Raw genomic sequence first — 15449 nt, 5'->3', positions numbered from 1 at the left:
TGTACGGTGCTGGCATGCAGGGCACGGTGGCCACCTACGACGCGTCGACCCGCAGCGGGGTGCTGCTCCTCGACGACGGCACCGAGCTGGCCTTCCCGGCCCGCGCCTTCGACGCCTCCGGGCTGCGCCTGCTCCGGCTGGGTCAGCGGGTACGCATCGACGTCGATGCGACGGGCACGGTGGTCCGGGTGACGTTGCCGACGATGCCCTGATCACCCCGCCAAGTTCATTTTGCGTTAACCGGAATCGGGTGATTATGAGCTGGTGAGCACCCCTCGCAAGCACCCCGACCGCCCGCCGCACGCCACCGACCCGGCCGAACCCCGCAACGGCGTCCGCACCCGCGGCACCGACGACCGCTTCCGCACCGTCCGCCCCCCGGAGGAGACCCCGCCCCGGGACCCCGGCTCGCCCGGTGCCGACACCGCGGCGGCCTCCGCCGGGCTGGAGGAGGTGCTCGACCCGGTCACCGGCCCGGAGCAGCGCCCGACCGCCGGCGCCGACGAGGAGCCGCCCCCGGCGCCGCCGCTGCCCGAGGACCGCTTCCTCAACCGGGAGCTCTCCTGGCTCGACTTCAACGCCCGGGTGCTGGCGTTGGCCGAGGACCCGCGCACCCCGCTGCTGGAGCGGGCCAAGTTCCTGGCCATCTTCGCCAGCAACCTGGACGAGTTCTACATGGTGCGGGTGGCCGGGCTGAAGCGCCGGCTCTCCGCCGGCCTGCCGGTCCGCGGCGGGGACCGGTTGCCGCTGCGGACCCAGTTGGAGCTGATCGCGGAGCGGACCGCCGACCTGGTGGCCCGGCACGCCGCCTGTTTCGTCGACGACGTGCTGCCGAAGCTGGCCGCCGAGGACATCCGGATCCTGCGCTGGAGCGAGCTGGACGACGCCGAACGGGAGCGGCTGCGCACCTGGTTCCGGGAGCACATCTTCCCGGTGCTCACCCCGCTCGCCGTCGACCCGGCGCACCCGTTCCCGTACATCTCCGGGCGGTCGCTCAACCTGGCCGTGTCGGTCCGCGACCCGGACGGCGGGTCGGAACTCTTCGCCCGGGTGAAGGTGCCGAACAACGTGCCCCGGTTCGTCCGGGTGGCCCGGGATCAGCCCGGCGTGCGGTTCCTGCCGATGGAGGACCTCATCTCGGTGCACCTCGGGCAGCTCTTCTCCGGCATGCAGGTGGTGGAGTGCCACCTGTTCCGGGTCACCCGCAACGCCGAGGTGGAGGTCGACGAGGACCGCGACGAGGACCTGCTCCAGGCCCTGGAGCGGGAACTGGCCCGGCGCCGGTTCGGCCCGCCGGTCCGCCTGGAGGTCGCCGCCTCGATCTCCGACCACATGCTGGAGTTGCTCGTCCGCGAGCTGGACATGGACGGCCAGGACGTGCTGCGGGTCCGTGGCCTGCTCGACCTCTCCGCGCTCTGGCAGGTGTACGGCGAGGCCGACCGGCCCGACCTGAAGGACCCGCCGTTCGTGCCGGCCACCCATCCCCGGCTCACCGAGGGCGAGGTGCCACGCAGCGTCTTCGCCACGCTGCGGGACGGGGACGTGCTGGTGCACCACCCGTACCACTCGTTCGCCACCAGCGTGCAGCGCTTCATCGAGCAGGCCGCGGCCGACCCGAACGTGCTCGCCATCAAGCAGACCCTGTACCGCACCAGCGGCGACTCCCCGATCGTGGACGCGCTGGTCGACGCGGCCGCCGCCGGCAAGCAGGTGGTGGTGCTGGTCGAGCTGAAGGCACGCTTCGACGAGGTGGCCAACATCGGGTGGGCCCGGACCCTGGAACGCGCCGGCTGCCACGTCGTCTACGGCCTGGTCGGCCTGAAGACGCACTGCAAGACCGCCCTGGTGGTACGCCAGGAGGGCAACCAGATCCGCCGCTACTGCCACATCGGCACCGGCAACTACCACCCGAAGACGGCCCGGCTCTACGAGGACTTCGGCATGCTCACCGCCGACCCGGAGATCGGCGCCGACCTGACCGACCTGTTCAACGTGCTGACCGGGTACAGCCGGCAGACCGCGTACCGGCGGCTGCTGGTGGCCCCGCAGGGCATCCGCAGCGGCCTGGTCGAGCGGATCGAGCGGGAGATCGCGCACGTCCGGCTCGGCATGCCGGGCCTGGTGCAGTTCAAGGTGAACTCGCTGGTCGACGAGGAGATCACCGACGCGCTCTACCGGGCGTCGCGGGCCGGCGTGCACGTGGACCTGCTGATCCGGGGCATGTGCACGCTGCGCCCCGGGGTGCCGGGGCTGTCGGAGAACATCCGGGTCCGCTCGATCCTCGGCCGGTTCCTGGAGCACTCGCGGGTCTTCCGGTTCGGCAACAACGGCGACGCCGAGTTCTGGATGGGCTCGGCCGACCTGATGCACCGCAACCTGGACCGCCGGGTGGAGGCGCTGGTGCAGGTGAGCGACCCGGTCGCCCGGGCCGAGCTGGACCACGTGCTGACCGCCGCGATGAGCCCCGAGGTGGACGCGTTCGAGCTGGCCGGGGACGGGACCTGGACCCGGCGTACCGGCACCGAGGAGGGGCCGCTGACGCATCTGCAGGAGTTGCTGCTGCGACGGGTGGGCGGGACGGCCGGCTGAGCGGGCCACGGCGCACCGCGGCCGGGCTTACGGTGAGCGAATGACGGACGAGGAGCCGGCGAGCATCCGGGCGGCGGGCGGGGTCGCCTGGCGGCCGGGTGCCGCCGGTGTCGACGTCTGCCTGGTGCACCGGCCCCGGTACGGCGACTGGTCGCTGCCCAAGGGCAAGCTGGAGCCCGGTGAGCACCCACTGCGGGCGGCGGTTCGGGAGATGGCCGAGGAGACCGACGTCCGGGCGGTGCCACAGGTCCGGCTGCCCGCCGTCCACTATCGCAGCGAGGGCCGTCCGAAGCGGGTGGACTACTGGTCGATGCGGGCGGTGGCCGAGGGGGGTTTCCAGCCGGACACCGAGGTCGACGAGGTGCGCTGGCTCCCGGCCGACGAGGCGGTACGCCTGGTCAGCTACCCCCACGATGCCGAGGTGCTCGGCGCGTTCGCGGCGCTGCCGCCGGTCACCGCCACGGTGCTGCTGGTCCGGCACGGGCACGCCGGCAAGCGGGGCACCTGGTCCGGGCCGGACACCGGCCGGCCGCTGGACGCCACCGGATGGGCCCAGGCGCAGGCGCTGGCCGAACTGGTCGCCCTGGTGCGCCCGGCGCGCCTGCTGTCCGCCTCGGCCCGCCGCTGCGTGCAGACCCTGGACCCGGCCGCCGCCCTGCTGGACCTGCCGATCGAGGTGGTCGGCGACTTCGACGAGCCGAAACCCGGCCAGCAGGTGGACGAGTGCGCGCTGGCCGCGGCCGCGCACCTCGCCGCGCTGGCCGCCGCCGGGGAGCCGGTGGCGGTGTGCAGTCAGGGCAAGGTGCTGCCGGGCGCCCTGGAGCGGCTGGCCGGCCGGGCCGACGACTTCACCACCCCGAAGGGCGGTGGCTGGCTGCTCGCCTTCTCCGGCGACCGCCTGGTCGCCGCCGACCGGCTTTAGCGCGTCGGCAGCGGCGGGCGGGCCGCCGCCGACCTCCCCAGCCCAGCGCCGTCCGCACCGCGCCGGCCGGACGCCCCGTCCCGGCCGACCCGCACCGACGCAGGGCGATGCCACACCGCCGGGACGCCGGGGCGGGCGGAACGCGGACCGGTCAGGGCAGGGTGAGGGTGACCGTGACCGGCAGGTGGTCGCTGGCGGTGCTGCGCGGCGCCACCACGTCGGCGGCGGTGACGCCCGGGGAGACGAAGACGTGGTCGATCTGCTCGCGGGGGTCGTCGGCCGGGCTGGTCGGCACCGGCCGGGCCGACGCCAGCGCGTCCACCAGGCCGGCACCGGTGAACTCCAGGAACGCCGGATCGCCCGGCTCGGTGTTCAGGTCGCCGGCCAGCACCAGCGGACGGCCGGCCGCGTACCGGGTGGCGAAGGCGGCGACCTGGCGGGCCTGGGTCACCGGGCCCCGGCCGGGCGGAGGTTGCAGGTGGGTGGCGACCACGGCCAGCCGGGCACCGCCACCGAGGTCGAGCGTCACGCCGAGGGCCTGCGCCCCGGTGGGCGCCCCGCCGGCCGGCAGCGGCCGGGTCTCGCCGGAGCGCACCGGCCAGCGGCTGAGCACAGCGTCGCCCCACACCGGATCGGCGGCCGGCGCGAAGACGTACGGCATACGCAGCCGCCGGGCCAGCAGCGCGAGGGTGTCGTGGCCGCCGTTGAGCAGCCAGCCGCGGTCCACCTCGCTGAGCAGCACCACGTCCGGCCGGCTCCCGGTGACCGCCCGGGCCAGGCCGTCCAGGTCGAGCCGTCCGTCCAGCCCGAAGCCCATCCGGACGTTGTACGCCACCACGCGTACGTTGCCCGCCGCCACGGCACGCCGTTCGGTGGCGGGCACCGGACGGTGGATCCCGGCGGCCACCGCGGTCAGCAGCATGAGCCCGACGGCCGTCCACGCCGGCGCGGTTCCCGGGAGGACGGACGCGGCGGCGGGCCGCCCGGTGACCGCGACCACTCCGACGAGCACCGCCAACGCGACGGGCACCCAGCCGTTCGGGTACCCGAGGTCGTAGGCCGCGTAGTAGGCGACGGCCGCGACGGCGAAGACCAGCATCCCGCCGACGGCCGCGTGGCCACGCCGCCCGGAGCCAACCGAGCCGGCGCCCGTGCCGCCGCCGGACCTGGTGTCCGCACCGGCGTCCGGGCGGGTGTCGATGCCGCCACCGGTGTGGGCGTCGTCGGTGTCGCCGCCGGTGCCGGTGTCCGTGCGAGCGTCGGTGTTCGTGTCGGTCTCGGTGTGGGTGTCCGTGAGAGCGTCGGCGAGGGCGAGGCAGCCGCCGAGGCCACCGGCGGCGAGCAGGAACGCCGGTCCCAACCAGTCGGCCCGGTCGGCGGCGAAGAGCACCGCCCCCGCCAGCAGCGCGGCCGGCCAGAGCACCGGGGCGAGCCACCTCGGCGGCCGGGTGAACGCCGCCACCACGAACAGCCCCACCGCGAGGATCGGCAGGGCCGGCACGTGTGCCGGCGGAAGACCCAGCCCGGGCAGGTCGGGCGACCCGTGCCGGTAGGAGGCGGCGGCGTCCCACACCGCCGGGGAGAGCGCCAGCTGACCGGCCAGCAGCGTCGCCGGCCCCGCGAGCAGCCAGGCCCGCGCGCCGCCGGAGCCGCCCGTTGACACGGCCGCCCGGGTCCGGCCGGCGCCTGCCTGCACGGCCAGGAACGCCCCGGCCAGCAGCGCACTGAGCGTCCACCCCGGCCAGCCGCCCCGCCAGACCAGGTCCTCCGTGCCGAGCAGGGCGTGCCCCACGGCGGCGGCGACCAGGCCGAGCGCCAGTCCGGACACCGGGCGGGCCACGACGGCGGCCGTCGCAGCGAGCCAGACCAGGCCGGCGAGCAGACCGGCGCAGGCCAGCCAGAGCTGGAGCCGCCCGCCCGGCGCCGCAGTCAGGGCGAGCCGCGCGCCGGCCAGCGCCCCGGCGGCGACGAGGCCGACCGGGCGGGCGCCGAGCCGGCGTACCAGGGCGGGCGCGGCGAGGGCGAGGAGGAACCAGGAGACGGCGAAGGCCCCGAGCAGTTCGGCGGGGGTGGCGGCGGCCTGCCCGAAGATGGTGATGATCGACGGCAGCCAGACCCGCAGCACGTCCAGCAGGAGCATCACGCCGAGGGCGAGCATGGCGGTGGTGAGGTGGCGGTGGCGCACCGGCGCCTCTCTTCGTGACCGACGGGGTGTTCGGCACGGCGATTGTCCGCGCGGCCCGGGTCGCCGGTCAACGGCGGCGACGCCGTGGTCGTACGCGAAAAGGGCGCCCACCACGACGGTGGGCACCCTTTTCGTCGAGCCGGTCAGCGCCGGGGGCTCGCCTTCTTGGCCGGCGCCTTCTTCGCCGGCGCCTTCTTGGCCGCCGTGGTCTTGGCGGCGGCGGTCTTCTTCGCCGGCGCGGTCTTCTTCGCCGGGGCGGCCTTCTTCGCCGGGGCGGCCTTCTTCGCCGGGGCGGCCTTCTTCGCCGGGGCGGCCTTCTTCGCCGGGGCGGCCTTCGCCGCGGCGGTCTTCTTGGCCGCGGCCGCCTTGGCCCCGGCCGCCTTGGCCCCGGCCGCCTTCGCGCCGGTGGTCTTCGCGGCGGCCGCGGCGGTCTTCTTGGCGGCGGCCGTGGCCTTCGGCACCTTGCCGCTGGCCACCATCTCCTTGAAACCGGCGCCCGGGCGGAAGGTCGGGACAGAGGTCTTCTTGACCTTCACCGCCTCGCCGGTCCGCGGGTTGCGCGCTGTTCGGGCGCCCCGGATGCGCTTTTCGAATGCTCCGAATCCGGTGATCGCCACCTTCTCGCCCTTGGTGACCGCCGCCTGGACCTCAGTGAGGACCGCGTCGAGCGCGGCCGTCGCCATCTTTCGGTCCCCCAGGCGAACGGCGAGCGCCTCGATGAGCTCGGCCTTGTTCACGACTTCCTCCCGATTGTGCTACTGACTCGACGCGAGCCATTCTGCGCGCACGGTATGCCCTGTGCTGCCGGGACACAAACATTCGGTGGAAAAAAGCCCTTGTGTCGTAACGGATTCGCCCCCACCGGCCGGGCCGGTGGGGGCGAAAACCGCTGTGCGATCGGGCGTACGGCTATGCGACCGACGGCAGGAACGACGGCCGGGACGCCTCGAAGGCATTGATCTCGGCGGCATGCCGGAGGGTGAGTCCAATGTCATCCAAGCCCTCCATCAGCCGCCAGCGGCTGTGGTCGTCCAGCGGGAACGCCCAGGTGGCGTCCCCGGCCCGGACCTGGCGGGCGGTGAGGTCGACGGTCACCGGGGTGGTCGGGTCGGATTCCACCAGACGCCACAGTTCCTCGACGGCTTTCAATTCCAGCTCCACCGGAAGGAGACCTTCCTTGAGGGCGTTGCCGCGGAAGATGTCACCGAAGCGGGGAGAGATCACGGCGCGGAAGCCCCAGTCCCGCAAGGCCCAGACGGCGTGCTCCCGGGAGGAGCCGGTACCGAACTCCGGGCCGGCGATGAGAATCGACGCGCCGGAATGGGCGGGATCGTTGAGAACGAATGCCGGGTCCTCCCGCCAGGCGCTGAAGAGCCCGTCCGCGAAACCGGTCCGGGTCACCCGCTTGAGGTACACGGCGGGGATGATCTGGTCGGTGTCCACGTTGGAACGGCGCAGCGGCACGGCGGTGCCGGTGTGGGTGGTGAACTTGTCCATCGCGAGCAGCTGCCCTTCTACAGGTCGGCGGGGGCGGCCAGCCGGCCGGCCACGGCGGTGGCGGCGGCGACCGGCGGGGACACCAGGTGGGTACGCCCGCCCCGGCCCTGGCGGCCCTCGAAGTTGCGGTTGGAGGTGGAGGCCGAGCGCTGGCCCGGCGACAGGGTGTCCGGGTTCATCCCGAGGCACATGGAGCAGCCGGCGAACCGCCACTCGGCGCCGGCGTCGGTGAAGACCTTGTCCAGCCCCTCCGCCTCGGCCGCCTCCCGCACCGCGGCCGAGCCGGGAACCACCAGCATCCGTACGCTGTCGGCGACCCGGTGCCCGCGCAGCACGTCGGCGGCGGCACGCAGGTCCTCCAGCCGGCCGTTGGTGCAGGAGCCCACGAAGACCACGTCCACCGCCAGGTCACGCAGCCGGGTGCCCGGCTTGAGGTCCATGTACTCCAGCGCCCGGCGGGCCGCGGCCTGCTCGGACTCGGAGACGAACTCCTCCGGGTCCGGCACCGCCGAGCCGAGCGGCGCGCCCTGGCCGGGGTTGGTGCCCCAGGTGACGAACGGGGTGATCCGGCTGGCGTCGAGGGTCACCTCGGCGTCGAAGGTCGCCCCCTCGTCGGTGGGCAGCGTCCGCCAGTGGTCGACCGCCGCGTCCCAGTCCGCGCCCTGCGGCGCGTTGGGCCGCCCCTTCAGGTACGCGAAGGTGGTCTCGTCCGGCGCGATCATGCCGGCCTTGGCGCCCCACTCGATGGACATGTTGGCGATCGTCATCCGCCCCTCCATGGAGAGGTTCCGGATCGCCTCGCCCCGGTACTCGACGATGTGGCCGCGCCCGCCGCCGGTGCCGACCTGGGCGATCAGCGCGAGCACCAGGTCCTTGGCGGTGACGCCCGGGCCGAGTTCGCCGGTGACGGTGACCGCCATGGTCTTCGGCCGGGCCTGCGGCAGCGTCTGGGTGGCCAGCACGTGCTCCACCTCACTGGTGCCGATGCCGAAGGCGAGCGCGCCGAACGCGCCGTGGGTGGCGGTGTGCGAGTCGCCACAGACGATCGTCATGCCGGGCTGGGTGAGGCCGAGCTGCGGGCCGATGACGTGCACGATGCCCTGGTTCTCGTCGCCCAGCGGGTGCAGCCGTACGCCGAACTCGGCGCAGTTGCGGCGCAGCGTCTCGATCTGGGTGCGGGAGGTGGGGTCCGCGATGGTGAGCAGGTCGCCGCGCCGGGAGCGGAACGCCGGGTCGGCGTACCCGGTCGGGGTGTTGTGGTCCTCGGTCGCGATCGTCAGGTCGGTACGGCGGACCCGGCGGCCGGCCAGGCGCAGCCCGTCGAAGGCCTGCGGACTGGTGACCTCGTGCAGCAGGTGCAGGTCGATGAAAAGCAGGTCCGGCTCGCCCTCGACGGATCGCACCACGTGCGCGTCCCAGACCTTCTCGGCCAGGGTCCTCGGTTGAGTGACTCCCACCATCTGGACATCCTAAATTCTGGGAGGTAAGTTTCGGCTTGTGGGACACAGTATGAGCGGTGTCGGCGTTCTCGACAAGGCGGTGGTCATCCTGGCCGCCTGTGTCGACGGCGCCAGCCTGGCCGAACTCGTTGAACGCACCAAGCTGCCCCGGGCCACCGCGCACCGGCTGGCACAGGCGCTGGAGATCCACCGGATGCTGGTCCGGGACACCCAGGGGCGCTGGCGCCCGGGTCCCCGGCTCGGCGAGCTGGCCAACGCCGCGCCGGACGTGCTGCTGACCGCGGCGGAGCCGCTGCTCGCCGCGCTGCGCGACGCCACCGGTGAGAGCGCGCAGCTCTACCTGCGCCGGGCCGACGAGCGGATCTGCGTGGCCGCCGCCGAGCGGGCCAGCGGCCTGCGGGACACCGTGCCGGTGGGCTCGGTGCTGCCGATGACGGCGGGCTCGGCGGCGCAGATCCTGCTCGCCTGGGAGCCGCCGGAGGCGGTGATGCCGCTGCTGCCCCGGTCGAAGTTCACCGGCCGCACCCTGGCCGAGGTACGCCGCCGCGGGTGGGCACAGAGCGTCGCCGAGCGCGAGGCGGGTGTGGCGAGCGTCTCGGCCCCGATCCGCGACCGCACCGGCCGGGTCATCGCCGCGATCAGCATCTCCGGCCCCATCGAGCGCCTCGGCCGCCGCCCCGGCGAACGCCACGCCATGGCCGTGGTCAGAGCCGGCCAACGCCTCTCCGGCCTCTGAGTCTGCCCAGACGGCGAACGGCCCGCCTCGCGAGACGCGAGACGGGCCGTTCGAGTGGTAGCCCCGACCGGATTCGAACCGGCGCTACCGCCTTGAGAGGGCGGCGTCCTGGGCCGCTAGACGACGGGGCCAGGCACTTTTCCTGCTTCACCGCCCAGCCGAGCGGTGCGGCAGTAGTCTAGCGGCACCGGCTCCCGGTGCCGAAGACGGGGTCGGCGCCGCCGGCCACGAAACGACCGGACGCGCCAGGGAACCTCGGCTTGCCCGGCAGCCGGTTCCGGACATGAAGAAGCCCGCCCCACGGGGTGGGACGGGCTGTCAGCGCTGTAGCCCCGACCGGATTCGAACCGGCGCTACCGCCTTGAGAGGGCGGCGTCCTGGGCCGCTAGACGACGGGGCCAGAACTTCCTGCTTCCCCACTCTGGTGGTGAGGAAGCTGCACTCTATCAGAGCTCGCCGACCGCCCCTCGCGAAGAGGGACGGAGCACAACTCCGCCAGAATCCAGCGACCGGGATTCTCGCGAACCCACGGCTGCGCTGGGGTACCAGGACTCGAACCTAGACTAACTGAACCAGAATCAGTCGGGCTGCCAATTACCCCATACCCCATTGGCCCCTTGCGGCGCCGGGAGTGAACTTTACCCTCCCGGTGCCGACAGGCCAAATCCAACCCCCCGGAACCGCCTGCGACCTGCGAAAACGAGGCGTCGGACGGATCAGGCGACCGGCACCACCGGGTTGGTGAGCTCGCCGATCCCGTCGATCCGCACGGTGACCGTATCCCCCTCGGTGAGCGGGCTAACCCCCGCCGGGGTGCCGGTCAGCACCACGTCGCCGGGAAGCAGCGTCATCACGTGCGAGATGTACGACACCAGGGCCGGCACGTCGAACACCATGTCCTTGGTCCGGCCGAGCTGGCGTACCTCCATCTCGTCGGGGTTGCGGCCCACCTCACACCGGATCTCCAGGTCGGAGACGTCCAGCCCGGTGGTGATCCACGGACCGATCGGGCAGAACGAGTCGAAGCCCTTGGCCCGCGTCCACTGCCCGTCGGAGCGCTGGAGGTCCCGGGCGGTGACGTCGTTGGCGCAGGTGTAGCCGAAGATCGCCCGCTCGGCGGCGGCCCGGTCGGCCCGGCGCGCGCCGGGGGCGCCGATCACCACGGCCAGCTCCGCCTCGTGCTCGACCTGCTTGGAGAAGATCGGCAGCCGGATCGCGTCGCGCGGCCCGATCACCGAGGTGGACGGCTTCAAAAAGAGCAGCGGCTCCTTGGGCACCTCGCTGCCGTGCTCGGCGGCGTGCTCGGCGTAGTTGCGACCCACACAGACCACCTTGCTGGGCAGGATCGGCGAGAGTAGTCGGACGTCGGAGAGCGCCCACCGGGCGTCGGAGAACTTGACCTGGCCGAACGGGTGGCCCTCGATCTCGGCGATGGTCAGGCCCTGCGGCCCGGCCTCCGGCTCGCCCTCGACGACCCCGAACGACATTCCCTTGGCATGAGCAAAACGAGCGATACGCACCCGGCCAATCTATCCCCGACGCCGGGCGCGGCACGCCGCGTGCGACCACCGGCACGTCACCGCGCCGTCCGGCGGCCGGACGGGGCAGGGTACGCGGTCGGCCGGCCGGCGGGGCGGGAATGCCGACTTCGCACCCGCCCGGCCGTCGCCGCCCCATAGCTTCGGGTCCGGAGGTGCGTTCGTATGCCTGCATCGAGACGACACCACAGAACTCTCGCAGTGTTCGTGAACTGCCTCGGCGTGCTCGCCGCCGTACCGGCCCTGCCGGCCACGGCGCCCCGGGCCGCCGCCGCACCGGCGCCGGCGGCGGCGCAGGCCGCGCCGGCTCCCACCGCCACCGGGATGCCCGCGGCGCCGCCCGCCGTGCCGCCGACCTCGGCGGCCCCGGTCCCTCGGCCGGTACCGCCGGTCACCGTGCGGGTGGCGCCGGCCGGCACGCCGATGCCGGCGTACCGGATCGACGTGCGCAACGCCGGGAACAGCCTGGTCGAGACGACCGTACGGCAGGAACTGCCGGCCGGGACGTCGGCGACCACCGTCACCGCGGGTGGCCGGGCCAACCGCTCTTCCGGGGCGTCCGCCAGCGAGGTGACCTGGCGGCTGCGGCTGCCGGCGCGGAGCACCACCACCCTGAACACCGCGCTCTCCATGACCGCGCCGGGCCGCCCGGTGACGGCGCCGGCCTGCGCGTACGGCACCGATGGCACCCGGCCGTACGACTGCGCCACCGCCACCTGGAACGCGGCCCCGGTACCGGTGGCGAAGGTGACCGCGGCGCCCGCCTGGCGGCGCCCGCCGGTGCTGCTCGCGGCGCTGGCCGCGGTCCTGGTCGTCACCGTCGGCGGGCTCTGGTGGTGGTGGCAACGCCGCCGCCAACGCTCGGGCGCGACGCCGGCCGGTGCGGCGCCACCCACGGCCGGGGCCGCGCCGGCCGGCCGGACCGGTGGCCCGGCCGGCGGCGGCGGTGGCTCGGCGGGCGGCGGGACGCTCTACCCGCGCGCGGCGCTGCCCGCGCCGGTAGGGGCCCGGCGCCGCCGACCGCCGATCTGGCTGGTGGTGGGGGTGGCGGCGGCGGTGCTGGCCGGCGTGGTCGGCGCGGCGGCCTGGACGGCCACCCAGCGGGTCGCCGCGATCGACACCAGCAAACAACCGACCAGCGGTGCGTGGATGGGGCGGAGCGTCAGCGGCCCGGTGGGCGTGCCGCTGCGCGAGTCGGCGTTCGAGTTCACCGTCTACCGGGTCGCCTGCGGGATGGCCGGCCAGCCCGCCGCCGGCGGCCGGCAGTGCCAGGCCACCGTCGGCGTGCGCAACCTCACTCCGGAGCAGCAGACCTGGCACGGCCAGTTGCAGCGGGCGTACCTGCCGGGAGGCAACTGGGTCAGCACCGACGAGACCGCCACCCGGGTGGCCAACCTCGGGCGGGACGTCTTCGCCCAGCCGGTCGCCGCGGGCAGCCGGGTGGTGCTGCCGCTGGTCTTCACGGTGAACGGCAGTCAGCCGCCGAAGCAGTTGGAGCTGCGCAGCGGGGTCTTCTCCGCCGGGGTCCGGGTGGACGTGCCCTGACCGGCGGTCGGGCGGCGGTCGTAACCTGGGGTCCGTGACCGCCGCCCTCGCCCCCGCCGCCGCGCTCGACGCGGCCGACTGGCAGGCCCGCCGGCGGGCGCACGAGCAGCGGGTGGACGCCTGGCTCGCGCCGCACCTGGCCCGTCGGCGCGGCGGGGTGAAACACCCGGTGGAGGACTTCCTCTTCACGTACTACTCGCACCGCCCCGCCCAGCTGCGCCGCTGGCACCCCGGCGCCGGCGTGGTGCTGCGGGACGCGGACCAGGCCGAATTCGGCCGGGACTACCGGGCCTCCGCCGCCGGCCTCACCCTCGACACCGAGCGGGTACGCGCGCGGCGCGCCGAGTCGATCGACTGGATCCGGACGCTGCTCGCGGCGACCGCCGGCCGCCCGGCGCACCTCGGCTGCTTCGGCATGCACGAGTGGGCGATGGTCTACCGGCAGACTCAGGACGAGGTACGCCACAACGCCTGGCCGCTGCGGCTGAGCCCGGCCGCGACCGCCGCCGTCGTCGAGGAGCGGGGCGTGCGGTGCAGCCACTTCGACGCGTACCGGTTCTTCACCGCGCCGGCCCGGCCGCTGAACCTGCTCACCCCGACCCGGGAGAGCCAGCACTCGTTGGAGCAGCCGGGCTGTTTGCACGCCAACATGGACCTCTACAAGTGGGCGTACAAGCTCTCCCCGCTGGTCACCTCGGAACTCGTTGCGGACTGCTTCGCACTGGCCCGGGAGATCCGCACGCTGGACATGCGGGCCAGCCCGTACGACCTCGCCGACCTGGGGTACCCGCCGGTGCGGGTGGAGACCCCGGAGGGGCGGGCGGAGTACGCCGCCGCCCAGCGCGGCTTCGCCGAGCGGGCCGGCACGCTGCGGGCCCGGCTGCTGGCCGCGCTCGACTGAGCGGCGGGCGGCTCAGCGCGCCCCGAGCCCGCGCACCAGCACGTCGATCACCGCGGTGAGGTCGTCGTCGACGGCCGGGTCGGCCCACTCCGCGGCGTACGCCGGGTGGTGGAACCGGGCGGTGGCCTGGAGCACGGTCCGGCCGGCCCGGTCCGCGTCGACCACCGCCAGGTCGAGCCGGTCGGCCAGGTCGTCGTCGACGAACGGCCGCAGCAGCACACGTTCGCCGGTCAGGGTGGGCTTGACGGAGAGGTCGACGGGCCCGCGGCGAAATTGTCGGCGGGCTGTCGGGGGCCACCCGCACGCGGTCTTCCGGTCAGTCGCCGTCGACGCGGCGGTCGCGTTTGCGCTGGGACCGGCGCTTCTTCTCGGCCAGTCGCCGCTCCTTGGCGCCGCGCGACGGGCGGGTCGGCCGGCGCGGCTTCGGCGGCGGGGCGATCGCCTCCCGCAACAGCGCGGCCATCCGCTCCCGGGCCGCCTCCCGGTTCGCCAGCTGCGCGCGGTGCTCGCTGGCGGCGACGGTCAGCACGCCGTCGACCAGCCGGCTCGCCAGCCGCTCCAGCGCGCGGTCGCGCAACGACTCGGGCAGGCTGGGCGAGGCCGCCACGTCGAAACTGAGCTCCACCCGCGAGTCGGTGGTGTTGACGCCCTGCCCGCCCGGGCCGGAGGAGCGGGAGAACCGCTCCCGGAGCTCGGCACCGGGGACCACCAGCCGGTCGGTCACCCGCAGTCCGTCGTCCATGCCCCGAGGCTAACGTCCCGCGGTGCGGGTCGGGGCGGGGGTGACGGTCGGTGTGGACGCCGGGCCGGCCCGCTCGTGGTCCGAGTTCGTGGCCGCGTACGCCGCCGCGCCGACCAGCAGCAGCACGATCACGCCCACCTTGGTGACGACCGCGCGGACCGCCAGCCAGGCGGTACGTCGGGCGCCCGGCACCGAGTTCCTGATGGTCCGGTAGTCCGTCCAGCCGCGCTTCGCGCGGGCGTACGCCGCGCCGACTCCGCATCCGATCAACAGGCCCACGAGGAGGAGGGCCGCGATGACAGCTTGCTCCACCCACGCCAGTATCCATACTCAGTGTAATATTTCCATGGCCCGATGGTCCCAGGCCGGATATCCGACAGTTCTCCCGATCCGGTATGCACCGTGGGCCCGGGCCGCGCGGCCGGTCAGCCGCCCCGGCCGATGATGGTGTCGGCGGTCTGCTGGACCTGGTCGATCGGGATGGCGAACCCGATGCCGATCGAGCCGTTGCCGTCGATGGTGGCGATGGCCGTGTTCACCCCGACCACCTCACCCCGGGCGTTGACCAGCGGTCCCCCCGAGTTCCCAGGGTTGATCGACGCGTCGGTCTGCACCGCGGTGTGCCGGCCCGAACCGATCCGCACCTGCCGGTTCAGCGCGCTGACGATGCCGGCGGTCACCGTGCCCGCCAGCCCCAACGGGGAACCCACCGCGAGCACCGGCTCGCCGACCCGGACGGAGTTCGGCTTCGCCAGCGGCAGCGGCGCCAGCCCCGCCGACGCGGGCACCTTCAGCACGGCCAGGTCGCTGCCCGGCTCCCGCCCGATGACCTCGGCGCTGAACCGCCGGCCGTCCGGCAACTCCACCGTCACCGGTCCCCCGCCGCCCCGGGCCAGGATGTGGTCGTTGGTGACGATGTGCTGCTGGTCGTCGATCGCGAAGCCGGAGCCGCTCGCGGACGACCCCGAGGCCCCGCCGGCCATCACCGAGACCACCCCCGGCACCGTCTTCTGGGCGGCGGTCACCAGCTCCGCCGGGACCGGCGCCGCCGAGGCCGCGGCGGGCCCGGGCGCGTCCCGGCCGGCGACCCATCCGCCCGCCGCCGCGCCGGAGATGCTGGACAGGGCCACCACCGCCAGCGCCGTCAGCCACCGGCCGGGCCGGCGCCGCCCCGGGTTCCGGTCCGATCCCGGTACGTCCCAGCGGGCGCGCCCGTCCGGGTCGAGGTCCGGCGAGATGAACCAGGGACCGCGTGGCTCCCCCAGTCCGGTCTGCACTGCCATCCGTGCGCTCCTCACGTGTCGTGCGGCTTGCGGTCAGCACGTGTCCGTGCC

General features: G+C 74.2%; 15 protein-coding genes and 3 tRNA genes. 6 read left to right on the top strand and 12 right to left on the bottom strand.

The features are described 5' to 3' along the window. Nucleotides 1–14 precede the first annotated feature (14 nt). From ACFOYX_RS22605 to ACFOYX_RS22595, 3 genes are read left to right on the top strand one after another with little or no spacing between them, the layout of a single operon-like run. The gene (locus tag ACFOYX_RS22605; protein ID WP_238455106.1) at nucleotides 15–212 is read left to right on the top strand and encodes a cold-shock protein; all 198 of its coding nucleotides are present in this window, start codon (nucleotides 15–17) and stop codon (nucleotides 210–212) included. A 52-nt stretch (nucleotides 213–264) separates the two neighbouring features. Continuing rightward, nucleotides 265–2589, top strand: a complete 2325-nt coding sequence (locus ACFOYX_RS22600; protein WP_322441614.1) for an RNA degradosome polyphosphate kinase — start codon at nucleotides 265–267, stop codon at nucleotides 2587–2589. Nucleotides 2590–2629: 40 nt separating this feature from the next. After that, nucleotides 2630–3511, top strand: a complete 882-nt coding sequence (locus ACFOYX_RS22595; RefSeq protein WP_322441615.1) for an NUDIX hydrolase — start codon at nucleotides 2630–2632, stop codon at nucleotides 3509–3511. Nucleotides 3512–3662: 151 nt separating this feature from the next. Here the strand turns inward: ACFOYX_RS22595 and ACFOYX_RS22590 are convergent, their stop codons facing one another. From ACFOYX_RS22590 to leuC, 4 genes are all read right to left on the bottom strand, one after another. After that, on the bottom strand, nucleotides 3663–5696 hold the full coding sequence (locus ACFOYX_RS22590) for an endonuclease/exonuclease/phosphatase family protein (RefSeq protein WP_322441616.1): 2034 nt from the start codon (nucleotides 5694–5696) through the stop codon (nucleotides 3663–3665). 143 nt (nucleotides 5697–5839) lie between these two features. Continuing rightward, nucleotides 5840–6433: an HU family DNA-binding protein gene (locus ACFOYX_RS22585; RefSeq protein ID WP_322441617.1), complete on the bottom strand. Its 594-nt coding sequence runs from the start codon at nucleotides 6431–6433 to the stop codon at nucleotides 5840–5842. 172 nt (nucleotides 6434–6605) lie between these two features. Continuing rightward, nucleotides 6606–7193 (bottom strand): 3-isopropylmalate dehydratase small subunit, encoded by a 588-nt coding sequence (gene leuD, locus ACFOYX_RS22580; RefSeq protein ID WP_322441618.1) that lies wholly within the window; start codon nucleotides 7191–7193, stop codon nucleotides 6606–6608. 17 nt (nucleotides 7194–7210) lie between these two features. Then, nucleotides 7211–8653: a 3-isopropylmalate dehydratase large subunit gene (gene leuC, locus ACFOYX_RS22575; protein ID WP_238455071.1), complete on the bottom strand. Its 1443-nt coding sequence runs from the start codon at nucleotides 8651–8653 to the stop codon at nucleotides 7211–7213. Between the two features lie 49 nt (nucleotides 8654–8702). On the opposite strand from leuC, the gene ACFOYX_RS22570 reads away from it, so the two are divergent. Continuing rightward, on the top strand, nucleotides 8703–9389 hold the full coding sequence (locus tag ACFOYX_RS22570; protein WP_013284529.1) for an IclR family transcriptional regulator: 687 nt from the start codon (nucleotides 8703–8705) through the stop codon (nucleotides 9387–9389). A 55-nt stretch (nucleotides 9390–9444) separates the two neighbouring features. On the opposite strand, the gene ACFOYX_RS22565 is transcribed toward ACFOYX_RS22570, so the two are convergent. From ACFOYX_RS22565 to ACFOYX_RS22550, 4 genes are all read right to left on the bottom strand, one after another. Beyond that, a tRNA-Glu gene (locus ACFOYX_RS22565) sits at nucleotides 9445–9520 on the bottom strand. Nucleotides 9521–9716: 196 nt separating this feature from the next. Next, nucleotides 9717–9789 (bottom strand) — tRNA-Glu (locus ACFOYX_RS22560). A gap of 137 nt (nucleotides 9790–9926) precedes the next feature. Continuing rightward, nucleotides 9927–9998, bottom strand: a tRNA-Gln gene (locus ACFOYX_RS22555). Nucleotides 9999–10105: 107 nt separating this feature from the next. Beyond that, a complete protein-coding gene (locus ACFOYX_RS22550; RefSeq protein WP_322441619.1) occupies nucleotides 10106–10909 on the bottom strand; it encodes a fumarylacetoacetate hydrolase family protein in 804 nt (267 codons plus the stop codon). Between the two features lie 183 nt (nucleotides 10910–11092). Between ACFOYX_RS22550 and ACFOYX_RS22545 the strand changes: the two genes are divergently transcribed. Next, nucleotides 11093–12472, top strand: a complete 1380-nt coding sequence (locus tag ACFOYX_RS22545; RefSeq protein ID WP_322441620.1) for a hypothetical protein — start codon at nucleotides 11093–11095, stop codon at nucleotides 12470–12472. Between the two features lie 34 nt (nucleotides 12473–12506). After that, the gene (locus ACFOYX_RS22540) at nucleotides 12507–13373 is read left to right on the top strand and encodes a 3-methyladenine DNA glycosylase (protein WP_322441621.1); all 867 of its coding nucleotides are present in this window, start codon (nucleotides 12507–12509) and stop codon (nucleotides 13371–13373) included. A gap of 12 nt (nucleotides 13374–13385) precedes the next feature. Here the strand turns inward: ACFOYX_RS22540 and ACFOYX_RS22535 are convergent, their stop codons facing one another. From ACFOYX_RS22535 to ACFOYX_RS22520, 4 genes are all read right to left on the bottom strand, one after another. Then, a complete protein-coding gene (locus ACFOYX_RS22535) occupies nucleotides 13386–13592 on the bottom strand; it encodes a hypothetical protein (protein WP_322441622.1) in 207 nt (68 codons plus the stop codon). 97 nt (nucleotides 13593–13689) lie between these two features. After that, nucleotides 13690–14115: an alternative ribosome rescue aminoacyl-tRNA hydrolase ArfB gene (gene arfB / locus ACFOYX_RS22530; protein WP_322441623.1), complete on the bottom strand. Its 426-nt coding sequence runs from the start codon at nucleotides 14113–14115 to the stop codon at nucleotides 13690–13692. Nucleotides 14116–14124: 9 nt separating this feature from the next. Then, nucleotides 14125–14427 (bottom strand): hypothetical protein, encoded by a 303-nt coding sequence (locus ACFOYX_RS22525; protein ID WP_322441624.1) that lies wholly within the window; start codon nucleotides 14425–14427, stop codon nucleotides 14125–14127. 113 nt (nucleotides 14428–14540) lie between these two features. After that, nucleotides 14541–15398, bottom strand: a complete 858-nt coding sequence (locus ACFOYX_RS22520; protein WP_322441625.1) for a trypsin-like peptidase domain-containing protein — start codon at nucleotides 15396–15398, stop codon at nucleotides 14541–14543. Nucleotides 15399–15449: the final 51 nt, after the last annotated feature.

It is taken from the genome of Micromonospora sp. GCM10011541, assembly GCF_042650725.1.
In the GTDB taxonomy this organism is placed as follows: Bacteria; Actinomycetota; Actinomycetes; order Mycobacteriales; family Micromonosporaceae; genus Micromonospora; species Micromonospora sicca.
This window is presented reverse-complemented; position numbering and strand designations above follow the sequence as displayed.

Bases quoted from the DNA above. Each gene is read 5' to 3' on its own strand.
- ACFOYX_RS22605 (WP_238455106.1), top strand. From the start codon at position 15: ATGCAGGGCACGGTGGCCACCTACGACGCGTCGACCCGCAGCGGGGTG.
- ACFOYX_RS22595 (WP_322441615.1), top strand. From the start codon at position 2,630: ATGACGGACGAGGAGCCGGCGAGCATCCGGGCGGCGGGCGGGGTCGCC.
- leuD (WP_322441618.1), bottom strand. From the start codon at position 7,193: ATGGACAAGTTCACCACCCACACCGGCACCGCCGTGCCGCTGCGCCGT.
- leuC (WP_238455071.1), bottom strand. From the start codon at position 8,653: ATGGTGGGAGTCACTCAACCGAGGACCCTGGCCGAGAAGGTCTGGGAC.
- ACFOYX_RS22570 (WP_013284529.1), top strand. From the start codon at position 8,703: ATGAGCGGTGTCGGCGTTCTCGACAAGGCGGTGGTCATCCTGGCCGCC.
- ACFOYX_RS22545 (WP_322441620.1), top strand. From the start codon at position 11,093: ATGCCTGCATCGAGACGACACCACAGAACTCTCGCAGTGTTCGTGAAC.
- arfB (WP_322441623.1), bottom strand. From the start codon at position 14,115: ATGGACGACGGACTGCGGGTGACCGACCGGCTGGTGGTCCCCGGTGCC.
- ACFOYX_RS22520 (WP_322441625.1), bottom strand. From the start codon at position 15,398: ATGGCAGTGCAGACCGGACTGGGGGAGCCACGCGGTCCCTGGTTCATC.